At 34.9% G+C, this 12,932-nt stretch carries 18 protein-coding genes and 1 riboswitch; of the genes, 6 read left to right on the plus strand and 12 right to left on the minus strand.

From position 1 onward, the window contains the following. Positions 1-51: 51 nt before the first annotated feature. The 7 genes from Q3V31_RS03210 to Q3V31_RS03240 all read right to left on the minus strand — a co-directional run bounded on the left by Q3V31_RS03210 (position 52) and on the right by Q3V31_RS03240 (position 6,241). Entirely contained in the window at positions 52-1,401 is a 1,350-nt protein-coding gene (locus Q3V31_RS03210; protein WP_329762307.1) for an aspartate aminotransferase family protein, read from the minus strand. Positions 1,402-1,578: 177 nt separating this feature from the next. Next, positions 1,579-3,129 carry a solute symporter family protein gene (locus Q3V31_RS03215; protein WP_001098254.1) on the minus strand — a complete coding sequence of 517 codons (1,551 nt, stop codon included), beginning with the start codon at positions 3,127-3,129 and terminating at the stop codon, positions 1,579-1,581. Between the two features lie 2 nt (positions 3,130-3,131). Continuing rightward, positions 3,132-3,473 carry a DUF485 domain-containing protein gene (locus Q3V31_RS03220; RefSeq protein ID WP_000817363.1) on the minus strand — a complete coding sequence of 114 codons (342 nt, stop codon included), beginning with the start codon at positions 3,471-3,473 and terminating at the stop codon, positions 3,132-3,134. 247 nt (positions 3,474-3,720) lie between these two features. Then, the gene (locus Q3V31_RS03225) at positions 3,721-4,350 is read right to left on the minus strand and encodes a sterol desaturase family protein (protein ID WP_329762309.1); all 630 of its coding nucleotides are present in this window, start codon (positions 4,348-4,350) and stop codon (positions 3,721-3,723) included. A gap of 77 nt (positions 4,351-4,427) precedes the next feature. Then, positions 4,428-4,721, minus strand: coding sequence for a cytoplasmic protein (locus Q3V31_RS03230; RefSeq protein WP_329762310.1), 294 nt, complete (start codon positions 4,719-4,721; stop codon positions 4,428-4,430). Positions 4,722-4,740: 19 nt separating this feature from the next. After that, positions 4,741-5,373 (minus strand): LysE family transporter, encoded by a 633-nt coding sequence (locus tag Q3V31_RS03235; RefSeq protein ID WP_000466555.1) that lies wholly within the window; start codon positions 5,371-5,373, stop codon positions 4,741-4,743. A gap of 139 nt (positions 5,374-5,512) precedes the next feature. Then, positions 5,513-6,241: a YqcI/YcgG family protein gene (locus tag Q3V31_RS03240; protein WP_001005930.1), complete on the minus strand. Its 729-nt coding sequence runs from the start codon at positions 6,239-6,241 to the stop codon at positions 5,513-5,515. Positions 6,242-6,503: 262 nt separating this feature from the next. On the opposite strand from Q3V31_RS03240, the gene cspB reads away from it, so the two are divergent. Together cspB and Q3V31_RS03250 are read left to right on the plus strand one after the other, a co-directional pair. Then, a complete protein-coding gene (gene cspB / locus Q3V31_RS03245) occupies positions 6,504-6,701 on the plus strand; it encodes a cold shock-like protein CspB (RefSeq protein WP_001161729.1) in 198 nt (65 codons plus the stop codon). 119 nt (positions 6,702-6,820) lie between these two features. Then, positions 6,821-7,069 carry a DUF2564 family protein gene (locus tag Q3V31_RS03250; RefSeq protein ID WP_000534729.1) on the plus strand — a complete coding sequence of 83 codons (249 nt, stop codon included), beginning with the start codon at positions 6,821-6,823 and terminating at the stop codon, positions 7,067-7,069. Positions 7,070-7,102: 33 nt separating this feature from the next. Here Q3V31_RS03250 and Q3V31_RS03255 read toward each other — a convergent pair whose 3' ends face one another. From Q3V31_RS03255 to Q3V31_RS03265, 3 genes are all read right to left on the minus strand, one after another. Continuing rightward, complete coding sequence (locus Q3V31_RS03255) at positions 7,103-7,279, minus strand: zinc-finger domain-containing protein (RefSeq protein WP_329762312.1); 177 nt, start codon at positions 7,277-7,279, stop codon at positions 7,103-7,105. 12 nt (positions 7,280-7,291) lie between these two features. Further along, positions 7,292-7,951, minus strand: a complete 660-nt coding sequence (locus Q3V31_RS03260) for a ribonuclease H family protein (RefSeq protein WP_000875540.1) — start codon at positions 7,949-7,951, stop codon at positions 7,292-7,294. A gap of 151 nt (positions 7,952-8,102) precedes the next feature. After that, on the minus strand, positions 8,103-8,588 hold the full coding sequence (locus Q3V31_RS03265; RefSeq protein ID WP_001026481.1) for a QueT transporter family protein: 486 nt from the start codon (positions 8,586-8,588) through the stop codon (positions 8,103-8,105). A 6-nt stretch (positions 8,589-8,594) separates the two neighbouring features. Next, positions 8,595-8,639: riboswitch (PreQ1 riboswitch) on the minus strand. Positions 8,640-8,770: 131 nt separating this feature from the next. Here Q3V31_RS03265 and Q3V31_RS03270 point away from each other — a divergent pair. The 3 genes from Q3V31_RS03270 (at position 8,771) to Q3V31_RS03280 (ending at position 11,019) form a co-directional block, all read left to right on the plus strand. After that, a complete protein-coding gene (locus Q3V31_RS03270; RefSeq protein WP_329762316.1) occupies positions 8,771-9,643 on the plus strand; it encodes an aldose 1-epimerase family protein in 873 nt (290 codons plus the stop codon). Between the two features lie 70 nt (positions 9,644-9,713). Next, positions 9,714-10,100 (plus strand): reverse transcriptase-like protein, encoded by a 387-nt coding sequence (locus tag Q3V31_RS03275; protein ID WP_000573868.1) that lies wholly within the window; start codon positions 9,714-9,716, stop codon positions 10,098-10,100. A gap of 13 nt (positions 10,101-10,113) precedes the next feature. Next, on the plus strand, positions 10,114-11,019 hold the full coding sequence (locus tag Q3V31_RS03280) for a DMT family transporter (RefSeq protein WP_000711152.1): 906 nt from the start codon (positions 10,114-10,116) through the stop codon (positions 11,017-11,019). A 2-nt stretch (positions 11,020-11,021) separates the two neighbouring features. Here Q3V31_RS03280 and Q3V31_RS03285 read toward each other — a convergent pair whose 3' ends face one another. After that, complete coding sequence (locus Q3V31_RS03285) at positions 11,022-11,282, minus strand: DUF6123 family protein (RefSeq protein WP_001195213.1); 261 nt, start codon at positions 11,280-11,282, stop codon at positions 11,022-11,024. A 182-nt stretch (positions 11,283-11,464) separates the two neighbouring features. On the opposite strand from Q3V31_RS03285, the gene Q3V31_RS03290 reads away from it, so the two are divergent. Next, positions 11,465-12,025, plus strand: a complete 561-nt coding sequence (locus tag Q3V31_RS03290) for a cysteine hydrolase family protein (protein ID WP_000806342.1) — start codon at positions 11,465-11,467, stop codon at positions 12,023-12,025. Between the two features lie 42 nt (positions 12,026-12,067). On the opposite strand, the gene Q3V31_RS03295 is transcribed toward Q3V31_RS03290, so the two are convergent. Next, positions 12,068-12,928, minus strand: a complete 861-nt coding sequence (locus tag Q3V31_RS03295) for a GNAT family N-acetyltransferase (RefSeq protein ID WP_097871713.1) — start codon at positions 12,926-12,928, stop codon at positions 12,068-12,070. Positions 12,929-12,932 lie beyond the last annotated feature (4 nt).

Genomic DNA, 12,932 nt, shown 5'->3' on the forward strand with positions numbered 1-12,932 from the left:
ATATTTCACATAATAAACAAAAGCGAGCCGTATTACGGCTCGCTTCGTTCATTAAATGCGTTCCATCGCTGTCTTCAACGTTCCAACAACAAAGGCAATTTCTTCACTTGAAATAACAAGCGGTGGTGCTAACGTTAAGACGTTATTATATCCTGCTGTTGTCATACCGTTACGCCCAATAATAAGTCCTTTTTCTTTACAGGCATTTACAACAGTTGCGATTTTATCATTATCAATTGGCTCTTTCGTTTCTTTATCATTTACTAGTTCGATCCCAACTAATAGCCCTTTCCCTCTAATATTCCCAACAAGTGGATGTTCTCCGATTTCTTCTTTTAATTGCTCTAATAAAAGTGAACCCATTTGTGCAGAGCGCTCGATTAAATTTTCATTTTCCATAATCTCTAAATTTTTAAGCGCTAATGCACAAGCCGCTGGGTTTCCACCAAATGTATTAATATGGCGGAAAAATTCATATTCTCCCGTTCCTTTAAATGCTTCATAAATTTCCTTTTTCACAGCTGTTACTGATAATGGTAAGTATGCGCTCGTAATACCTTTTGCCATCGTAACGATATCAGGCTTAACGTCATAGTTCATAAACCCAAATGCTTTTCCTGTACGCCCAAAACCACAAATAACTTCATCACTAATGAGTAGTGCCCCGTGTTTTTGACATGTTTCGTGAACAGCTTTCATATAGTCTTGTGGCGGCATTAAAATACCTCCACCTGTAATGATTGGCTCCATAATAAATGCTGCTATCGTTTCACTTAATTCCCATGTCATGACACGATCGACTTCTTTTACACACTCTACATCATAAATATTTTGTGATTCCATTTCTGGCATACGGTAACAATCCGGAGGCGTTACGTGTAAAAATCCTGAAGCAAACGGCTCATATTGATATCTACGCTGCGCTTGTCCTGTCGCTGCCATTGTCGCCATTGTATTTCCATGATATCCGCGGTAACGTGACATAAACTTATAACGATGCGGTTCACCTTTTTGAGCATAATATTGCCTTGCTATTTTAAAAGCTGTTTCATTCGCTTCTGATCCACTATTAGAGAAGAATATAACATACTCTCCACCAAGCCACTCGTTTAACTTTTCAGCAAGCTTTATAGCTGGCTCATGTGATTGTGACATTGGAAAGTATGATAATGTTTGTAATTGCTTATAAGCCGCCTCTGCGAGCTCTTTTCTGCCATATCCACTATTCACACACCAAAGACCACTCATACCATCTAAGTATCTTTTTCCTTGTATATCTTCAACCCAGCACCCTTCTGCTTTTGCCCCTACCATTGTATTATTTGGACTAAAGGGACGCATTCCGTGCCAAACATATTGCTCATCTTTTGCTAATAATTCATCAGTCTGTTTCGTTTTCATCATTTCTTCCACCTTCCATAACAACTTATTTTTCACAAAGCTGCGCTGGTACCATGATGATTTAAATTTCTCCCTGCTTATTTTCATTCCACAAAATTTTGACAAATCCTACTAACAATACAGTAATATTTACAAGAAAAAGAAGCTTTTCTTATATATCGAAAAGCTCCTCTTTTTTTAATGTGAAGAAGCATCACTAATACCATGACCAGTATTAGATTTCACAAGAATTTCATCAAACTTCGCTGCATCTTCTTTCTTACTAGAGAAAACAGTTCCTAAATATGCTGCAAGGAATCCAAGTGGAATTGAAACAATTCCAGGTGTCGTATATGGGAATATCGCTTCCCCGACAAAAATAGCTTTTCCAGCTACAGGATTCCAAACGTTTGGACTTAACGCTACGAGAACGATTGCTGATACAAGACCGACAATCATACCACAAATCGCTCCCGTTGTATTAAAACGCTTCCAATAAATTGTGAATAATATGACTGGTAAGTTTGCGCTAGCAGCAACTGCAAATGCTAATGAAACTAAAAATGCTACGTTCAATGTTTGCGCAAATAAAGCGAGTATAATAGATACTATCGCTACTCCAATAGACGCATAGCGAGCCATTGACACTTGCTCTTTTTCCGTTGATTTTCCTTTGCGAATAATTTCATTATAAAAATCATGTGCGAATGCTGATGCTGCTGTTAATACTAGGCCTGCCACTACTGCTAAAATAGTCGCAAAAGCAATCGCCGATACGAAAGCAAATAAGAAATCTCCACCTAACGCTTTAGCTAATAAAGGTGCTGCCATATTACCAGCAGGGTTTGCTTTAATAATTGCCTCATTTCCTACAAACGCCGCTGCTCCAAACCCTAAGAAAATCGTCATAATATAAAACGCGCCAATTAACCACGTCGCATATACAACAGATTGACGTGCCGTTTTTGCATCACGTACTGTGAAAAAGCGAACAAGAATATGTGGTAATCCTGCTGTACCAAGAACTAGTCCTAAATTTAAAGAAAGTGTATCAAGACCATCCTTATACTTTACTCCTGGATTTAAAAACGAATCTTTTAATGGAGTAGCAGTTTTCATTTGAGCGAACATTTCAGTCACACTGAAATTAAATTTGGAGAAAACGATAACAGAAATAATAAATGTACCAGCCATAAGTAGTACAGCCTTTACAATTTGAACCCAGCTAGTAGCTGTCATACCTCCAAAAATAACATACACGGTCATAAGTGTGCCGACAATTAATACAGATGTCGTGTATTCGATGCCTAATAATAATTTAATAAGTGCACCCGCACCAACTAATTGTGCAATCATATAAAAAATTGAAATCGTCATCGTATTAAGTGCTGCAACTCCGCGAACTTTTTTCGCATCAAAACGTGCTGCAATCATATCCGCTAACGTGTACTTTCCTAAATTTCTAAGCGGTTCTGCAACAAGATATAGAACAACTAAATAAGCAACTAAAAAACCGATACTATAAAAGAATCCATCAAACCCAGTTAATGCGATTGCTCCGGCTATACCAAGAAATGACGCAGCAGACATGTAATCTCCAGCAATGGCCAGACCATTTTGCCAACCAGTTAATCCCCCACCAGCTGTATAAAACTCACTCGCATTTTTCGTTTTTTTCGATGCAAAATAGGTTATGACGAGCGTACCGAGAACAATAATTAAGAATAGTGCAAACGCAGTAGTATTCAAATTCAGCCCCTCCCTTTTTGCATATCTTGCAGAATTTTTTGCGAGATTTCATCAAAGGATTCTGCTTTTTTGCTATAAATCATACATAATGCCCACGTCATTATAAATTGCGCAAATGCAAATACCCACGCCCATGTAACATCACCAAACACCGGTGTATTAAGCACCTTTGAATAGGATGTTAAAATAGGTAATGTAATAAAAAAACTTAAAAAGAAAATACTCATCGGAACGATAAACTTCTTTTTCTTATTTAATAGCAATTGAAACTCTTCTGACTGAACAACCTCGGTATAATTCACCTCATTTTGCAACTTACGTGCTGACGTATCATCTCGTTTCATTCCCTGGTCCCCTCTCTTACTTGAAATGCACTTCCCCCTTGCATACATAAAGGTTGAATTTTACAAATATTCAGAAACTTATTTTCATTTTAGACAATCCGTACATTCCTGCAAAGATTTTTCGATAGACATTTTTCGGCATTTTCCCCTAAGTTTTTAATATACTTTTTCAACATAAAATTTACGTACTTCAATCCCGCACCAGTCAAACTTTGATACTAGTTAAAACAGAATAAAAAAGTAGTGCTTATCGCACTACTTCTGTTTTTTTCTCTTTTTCTAAATTACGAGCTGTTTCGCTTAATTCAACTTCTTTTCCATCTTTAAGCGTTCCAAATATAAAATCGAATACTGGATTTGAAACACCAAACCAAAACTTTTCATTTTTATAATGGTGTAATATATGCTGTTTTTTTAACCATCTTCCAAAATTAGTAAAGGGACGAATCGGTTTATGTGCAATATAATGTTTCCATTCATAAACGAGGAGCATGATAATCATTCCGATTCCAAATGAAAGTGTAACAGTAAAACTTTTTGTAATACCATATGATATAAGTAAATATACAGTAAAACTAGGTATACTAAACCATACAGGCAAAAATAAAAGTTTCAAATCATCTGGATATACGTGATGATCATAATGTAATCTTCTTAACATTTTTAATAAAAATGCGTTTTTAGGCGGCTTTAAATGGAATAAAAAACGATGTGTCATATACTCGTTAAACGTATAAAAAACAATCCCAAACACACACGCTAACATACCAATCCATGTGAAAAATTGCATTTTTAAAATAACGATAAAAATTAATAAAATACTATACATAATAACAATATCATGTTGCAAAAAGAATTCCTTTACCACTCTCTTCACCTTTCTTCCCCCTTTTCCCAAAAAACAGCCGTAACATATCGTTACGACTATTTCTTTACTATTTTATTCTATTCACTTTACAAATTTGCCTGCTGTTCTATTGTCGAGAAAAAAGTGTTCGGACCAAATATATTTTGCTTAGGGATAATGTGTTCTATTGCAAACACTGTTACTTCACCCCTTTGTACTTCTCCAATAATAAGCCCAAATATTTCATGATTTACTGCAAACGTTGGTTGTTTCGTTTGCAGCAACCTTGCTGCATTTTTAAATACCGCTTCATATAATGGGTTCCTGTCAGTAATTTCTTTTCGGATTTTTGGTGCTAGTGTGATGATAATTTCTTTTCCGTCAATAGTGGTTCGATACATAAAAATCTCCCCTTCAATCTTATGTGAACAACTGTAAAGCTTTGTATGCAAAATGGATAGAATATCCTACTAAAATAATACCTGCTCCGGCTGTAATATAGCCAAGTGCTTTTGGTTTTAATAAAGTTCTTCCAAAATGTACAGAAAAAGCAATATTTAAGTTCCACAAAATAATACCAATAATAATGCAAAGACTGTACAAAAAAGCTTCTTGTTTCGTTACCTTTGTAAGCAATGAGCTAAGTGTACTTCCGTATATGCCAAACCAAAAAACTAGATTTAATGGGTTGGATATCGCAATTAAAAATCCCGCCATAAAGGATTGTTTAAGTCCACCTACCTCTTCTTTGTTATATTCCATATTCGAGTGGGAGATTCCTTGTTTTACACTTTGAAATCCTAAATAAAATAACAGGAAAAACCCAGTGCAGTACATAAAAGCTTGTACATATGTATACATAAACACAGAAGATAAACCAAAATAAATAAGAAGCATAAACAAAATATCAGCAGTCATGCCCCCGATTCCAACAATCCACGCATGCCAAAATCCACGTTCAATTCCACGTTTTAACATTTCAATATTAATTGGACCTACCGGTGCAGCTAATGAAATACCCAATACTATTTGTTGTATAATTGCTCCAAACATCGCTCTATCCTTTCTACTTCTTTTACTACTAAGTAATGATGGAAATATAGAAAATAGACTAGCTTTCATAAAAATTATTCACTAATACAATACCCTTTTTTATCCAAAATATACAAAAGAGCCATCCAGTTGATGGCTCTTATTTCTCTATCTTATGATGAAAAGGACATTTATCTTTAATCGGTTCTATATCATCTCCAATAAAATATTGCTTCCATTCACGATGGTTAGGATCGCCATAGTGACTAATGTTAGGATGCTTCGGCAGCTGATCCCACTTTTCCACTCGCTCACGAACCATTTGTCTCGAATATGAGCCTTTAGGACGATCTCCTTCTAAGCCCTCGAAAATAGTTCGTGGCTGGAATCCAATAACGAGAGAATTTCCTAAGTGCCTAGTCTTTCGCTGTTTATAAGCCGGTGCATTTCCAAACGCAAATATCGGTTCACCACCAAATGAAAATTCCCATAAATAATGATCTGGATCTGTTGGAATTTGCTTCGGCCATGTTTGATCATCGTTTTCATGTAAATATTGTAGTACTTTCCAAAAATAATCTCGATAATATTCGATTGATTTCTCTTCACATTCCGGCTCTACAAAAAGAAAAAATCCTCTTCTTACAATTGGCCGTTCTTTCATTAACTCCAAAAAAGATAACATTGTATTGGGTAAATGCCCCCAATCATTATGAGAGAGAAATGAATAACGAAGTTCATTCTTTTTCAACGCTGTTAAACCGAAATAACACGGAAAAGTTGGTTCTAGCACGACATTCGAAAAATCATGAAATTCTTTTGCAACCCAATTCGGTATGTCGACTCTATTTTTCATTCCTTCATTATCTAATAAATAAGACTCATTCATTCTTTCACCTCATTATGTACAGCTTTCATTTAAGAATATTACATACGTGGCTTGTCCTATACCTTATTAAAAATTTGAGCGGGAAGTTATTTAAAAATACAAAAAATAAAACCGCTTACTTGACTAAATTCTACCAATTCGTGTATATTTAAATTAATCATTTAGCAGAATATTCTAGATTATAGCATTTTAAAATTATATTTTCTTTTTAATGAATTTCACTAAATGAAAAAAGTAATCGTTTTTTAGGAGGAATTGTAACATGCAAGGAAAAGTAAAATGGTTTAACAATGAAAAAGGTTTTGGATTTATCGAAATGGACGGCTCTGATGATGTATTCGTACATTTCTCTGCTATTCAAGGTGACGGCTACAAAGCTTTAGAGGAAGGTCAAGAAGTATCTTTCGACATTACTGAAGGAAACCGTGGACCTCAAGCTGCTAACGTAGTAAAACTTTAATCCAACATATGACAGGAGGTTACCTAACTTGGTAACCTCCTTTGTTATTCCTTTGTATATTTCCGTTTTACAGAGCAAAAACTATGTGAAATGCGCAAAATACAAAGGAGGCAATAACAATGGGTTCACATGTAAATGATTTTGAAGAAGTAAAATTCCGTGTAGAAACTGCACAAAAAATGGTAGGTTCTGCAACGATTTCAATGGATCCGGACACATTAGAGCATGCTTCTACTGCAGTAGAAGCAGCTCGCTCTCAGCTTGAAATTATGAAATCTGTTGCAACAGATTTAGATGAGCCATTTTTAATGAATGAGGAAAAGAAATTAAGTAAGTGCGAGCATCAATTACATGAAGCAAGGCACTAAAAAACATCCAGAGAGTTTTCTCTGGATGTTTTTTTATGACAACTGTTCTCCATATTTTTTCAACGTTTCTCCAACTGTACATTGTCGTATACAAAATGAATGGGCATAATATTTACTATTTGTTTTTCGATTATGTTCTCGCAAAAAACATCCTTCACAATACGTTTCTAATAAGTTATTCACCTCTGTAATGAGTTGCTTTTTATCCACTTTTGCACCTCTCTATTCGGTTATTTCTTTATGACTATCAATGACTGTCCCTTCTAAAGCTTGCGTTGCTAATTGATGCGCCTCTTTATTTTGTTTTCTTGATATCGGTTCACAAACAAGCTTTAATTTCATTTGCTTCGCTTTTTGTTCAATTTGATCTAAGTAATGATTTAAATGTTCATCATAGCAAGGCCATTCACCAGCTAATTGCTGCAGTACAACTTGAGAATCCCCCCGAAGTGTAACCGGTTCATATTTAATTCCTAATTCCTCGAGTGTATTCATCCCGTATAATAATGCTGCATACTCCGCTTCGTTATTATCATATATGCCTTCTATGTATGCATTGCGACGAATTCGGTAATTTGTATTTCCTTTTTTATAGTATACACATATACCAACCCCAGCTTCTTTCGTCTGTACATCATAACCACCATCAAAATAAACTTGAATTTCTTGAGGATCTTCCTCCACTTGCTTACTCAGTTTTTTCATTTCTTTTAATGACCATTCCGCGTCCATTTCATCGAAAAATAACAGTTCTTTCACCCTACCTGTTTTCTCAAAATCCTCCGCAAATTGAAGTACTTCTTCTATGTTCATATAATCTGTTGTTAATTCGGTTTGTAAACCACGCTTCGTTTTATACAACCAATGTATTTTATATTTCATACTAGATTCCCCTTTTATAAGACTTCTTATATGTAGCCAGCTAATGAAAGCCTCACTTTATTTTATTATATTGTATCAAGAGTCACAGCATTATATTCAATGTGATTACATACAAAAAGAGCTATCCCTTTAGGAATAGCTCTTTCATCTATTACATAAATCTTTCAAATTGTACTCGTTTATTAATCCAGTACATTACAGGCATACCAATTGCCATTACAACAAATTCACCAACTGCACAAGTTAACCAAGTCAACATGAATGGTAAATCAAATGCAAGATGAAGTTCAATTGCTATCATAAACATTGTAATTGTAAAAATAACTGTATTAAAAATCATACGAGCCCAAACACCTTTAATAAAGCGCATAGAAATAATAGTTGCAAGTAGCGCAAGAATCGATTGTCCTACTCCAAATACTAAATCGTAAGCGATCATAGGTGAGAAAAAGAGATTCGTTAAAAATACACCTAATACAATCCCGTAAATTGCTTTCTTATTGAATACAACGAGATGATTAAACATCTCTGAAATACGAAACTGTACACTGGTAAAGCCAAATGGCTGAATAAGCATAGAAACAGCAATATATAATGCCGCTAAAATACCATTACCGACTAATGTTCTTATATTCATGACAAAATCTCCTTAGTTTTTTTACGTGGGATGGTTTCGAACCACGTTATTCGTTTTTAAGCAACAAGGTTATATTGTACGCAATAGGCACTCTTTCGTCAATAGATTCCTATCATTTACTACCTTTTTTCTTTTGGACGACGTATAATAAAACATATGAAAGATTTAGGAGGTTTCACTTCATGACAGCAACAATTCAAAATGAAAAAGTGATCGTTTCCATTTCTGACAAAGGTGCAGAATTACAAAGCGTTCGCTTAAAAGAAGATAACACTGAATACTTATGGCAAGGCGATTCTACTTATTGGGGGCGCCGCGCACCAATTTTATTCCCAATTGTCGGCCGATTAGTAGATAATACATACTACGTAGATGGTAAACCATATTCTTTAACACAACACGGCTTTGCTCGTGATCTTACATTCTCTGTAAAAGAACAAAGTGAAACGAAAATCACTTATATTGTTACTAGTAATGAAGAAACATTAAAAAAATACCCATACGAATTCGAATTACTCGTTTCTTATGAGCTAGACGGACAAATCGTTCATGTAACATATGAAGTAAATAACCCTACTTCAAAAGAGATGTTCTTCTCAATCGGAGCGCATCCTGGCTTCAACTTCCCCTTATTAGAGGGCGAATCATTTACAGATTATCATTTATCATTTAATGGTTCTGAACGCTTAGAAACAAGCGTATTAGAAGGACCTTATCTTTCAAGTAAAAAGCAATTAATCGCTGAAAATACGAATGAATTACCACTTACATACGATTTATTCAAAAATGATGCACTTATTTTTGAAAATATGAATACGGATGAAATCTCTATTCGTTCTCATAAACATAATAAATTTGTAAAAGTAGAATTTGACGGATTCCCATTTGTCGGCGTATGGACACCAGGCGAGAACGCATCTTTCTTATGTATTGAACCTTGGTACGGGATTGCTGATGAAATAAATCCAGCAAAAGATTTCAAGGAAAAAAAAGGAATTCAATCTTTACAAGCGAATGAAACATTTACATGTCGTTATAGTATTACAATTGGCTAAGTTACTCTATCCCCTACTTTAAAGAAACATATAAGTAGGGGATCATCTTATAATTTGGAGGTTTCTCATTTTGATTGAAGTATATATTGATGGTGCATCAAAAGGAAATCCTGGTCCTTCTGGTGCAGGAGTGTTTATTAAAGGGGTTCAACCAGCTGTACATTTATCATTGCCCCTTGGGACAATGTCCAATCATGAAGCAGAATACCACGCTTTACTTGCGGCATTAAAATATTGCACGGAACATGATTATAACATTGTCTCTTTTCGTACCGATTCGCAACTTGTCGAGCGAGCTGTTGAAAAAGAATACGCAAAAAATAAAATGTTTGCACCACTATTAGAGGAAGCACTGCAGTACATAAAAAGTTTCGATCTCTTTTTCATTAAGTGGATTCCAAGTAGTCAAAATAAAGTCGCTGATGAATTAGCTAGAAAAGCTATCTTACAAAATTAACGGGGGTATGAGTGTGAAAAAAGATTGGATTGCTCCTCTTGCTTTATTATTTGTCTCTTTTATTTGGGGAGCTACGTTTGTTGTCGTCCAAAATGCTATGTCTTTCGTTGGTCCATTTACTTTTAATGGGATTCGCTTTTTATTCGCTGGAATTATTTTATTATTCGTTCAAATGATTTTCTCAAAAAAAGCTTCAAAACAGGATATAAAACAGAGTAGCCTCGCTGGATTAATCGTTGGATTCTTTTTATGCGTTGGCTATGTATTACAAACATTCGGCTTGCTTTATACAACTTCTTCAAAAGCTGGTTTTTTAACAGGGCTTAGTATCGTTATGGTACCAATTTTGTCTTTTATCTTTTTAAAACAAAAAGCTACCATTTTTATCGTACTTGGTATTGCTGTAGCAACAGCAGGTTTATACTTATTAACGGCTGGTGATTCTTTTCAATTAAACATTGGAGATATACTCGTTCTCGGTTGTGCAGTTGCTTTCGCTGCCCATATTCTTGTTAACGGCTTCTTTTCTAAGAAAATATCACCTTTATTGTTAAGCACATCGCAAGTATTAGCTGTCGGTATGTTTTCTTCTATTTGCGCCTTTTTGTTTGAAGATTGGGAAAAATTATTTTCAGTAGCACTATGGACGAATTCTTCTTTTTTATTTGCTCTATTTCTAACTTCCCTATTCGCGACATCCATTGCTTTTTTCATTCAAACATCGGCACAAAAACATACGTCTCCAACGAGAGTAGCAATTATTTTCGCAATGGAGCCCGTTTTTGCTGCATTAACAGGCGTTCTCGTTGCAAACGAACAACTTTCCATTTCTGCTATTATCGGATGCCTATGTATTTTCCTAGGCATGGTTTTTGTTGAATTACCTTCCAAAACAAAAAAAGAAGCGCAGGCTGCGTGAAGTTACGCTTGTAACTTCCGCATAAAAGCCTTAGCGCTTTTTTTATCTGTAATCTCTTCTTCTTTCAATCGTTCTAATAACGCAACAAAATAACTACCATCAAACTGTAATTGATGTTTAATCGTCGCTTCTATTGCTACGTTCACAATTCCATCAGACGCACCGGTGTATCCTTGTCCGAACATAATAAACCCTTGTGCTTCCTCTGATAATTTAAATCCTTTCGTATGTAAGAATGAAAGATAATCTTCTACTGTTTGCATGGTATTCCCACCTACTCAAAAATTCTCCACTTCCTATCATACATGTTTTTATACTCTATGAGAATGAAATTTCTTTGACAACTTTGTAAATCGCTCGTCTACTTCACTCACGATAGAGGATTCTCATACACTATTACGGAATATATAAAGTGAAAATTATTCTGTATTAAAGGGGAGAAACAATGAAACAAGCACTATTAATTATCGATGCTCAGCAAGAATTAATGGATGGAAATGAACAAGAAAAAGAAGTTTTTCGTAAAACGGAGTTACTATCTACACTAAATACAGCCGTACAGAAAGCGATAGATGCAAATGTCCTTATTGTTTTCGTAAGAGATATCGATGTTGCTTCTGGTAGCGGAGAAGGATTTGAAGTACATAATGAAATTAAAGTACCTCAGTCTGCAATCCTTATTAATAAAGCAGCAACAAACTCATTCTATGGCACTTCTCTACTTGAACTTTTAAAAGAAGAAAAAATTAATCATATTGTTATCGGTGGATGTAAAACAGAACATTGCATCGACACCGCAGTTAGAACAGCGACTGTACAAGGATTTGACGTTACATTAATTAAAAATGGTCATTCCACAACTGATTCTAACGTATTGTCTGCAGAGCAAATTATTGGTCATCATAATAAAACTTTACATGGACATTATAACGTTGATCATTTTTCAATGGTTAGAGATGTCGAGGAAGACCTTTTTCAACCTATTCATGATCAATATCGCGATTAAGTTGGCTATAAAAAAGAATCCTTTTCACGAAAGGATTCTTTTTTATCCAAAAATTTGTGCTGCAATACTGTATAGTTCTCCATTTCTTTTCAAAAATTGATCACTATTTTTCATCATAATTGGTGGTGTATTAACCTTTTGAAAACCAGTAATCTCTAATTCTTTCATGAAACCTTTCTTTCCTTCTGGTACATCAATTCTTAATTTACCATGATGCTCTCTTGCTAAATAATGTACAATTCTCATTGCCATCGCATCATTTTTAGCAACGACTGGTCCTAATATTTTATTTTCTGGTGTTTGTATACTTAAACCGTAACCTAATACATTTTGTTTGTTGTCCTTTACAACGATGCACTGTTCACTTTGGATAATTCTTTTCTTTAAAAATGCTTTTCTATTTGTTCCAAACGCATATTCATCTATTTTTATTATTTTTTCTAAATCACACTCTTCATAATTTATCATATAATCTTCATTTCCTACACAATGGTCATTCGCATTGTACGAGTTACATATGTATTTAGAAACATAACTAACAGCCCTGAATCCTAGTTTTTCATATAAATTTTTTCCCTCATCCGTAGCAATAAGCATAATGGGGGTTTGAGCTGATACGCTTTTAACACATGAATCCGTTATTATCTTTCCAATCCCTCTTCCTTTATAATCTGGATGTACAATTACCATTCCAATTGAGGCTAATGTCTCCCCGTATAGTATAATTGCTGCGCTAGCAATAAGCTCTTCCCTCTCATTTACTACACCATATACTATACCCGTATTCAAAATCGTCTCAATTTCCTCTCTGCTGTAATCCCAGCCAATATAAGAAGATAATGCTACAATATCCTCTATTTTTCCTTTCCTAAGACGCTCTACTCTAATTTCCAATTCAATCATACTC

Origin of the sequence: Bacillus nitratireducens (assembly GCF_036320425.1) — a bacterium.
Classification (GTDB): Bacteria; Bacillota; Bacilli; order Bacillales; family Bacillaceae_G; genus Bacillus_A; species Bacillus_A nitratireducens.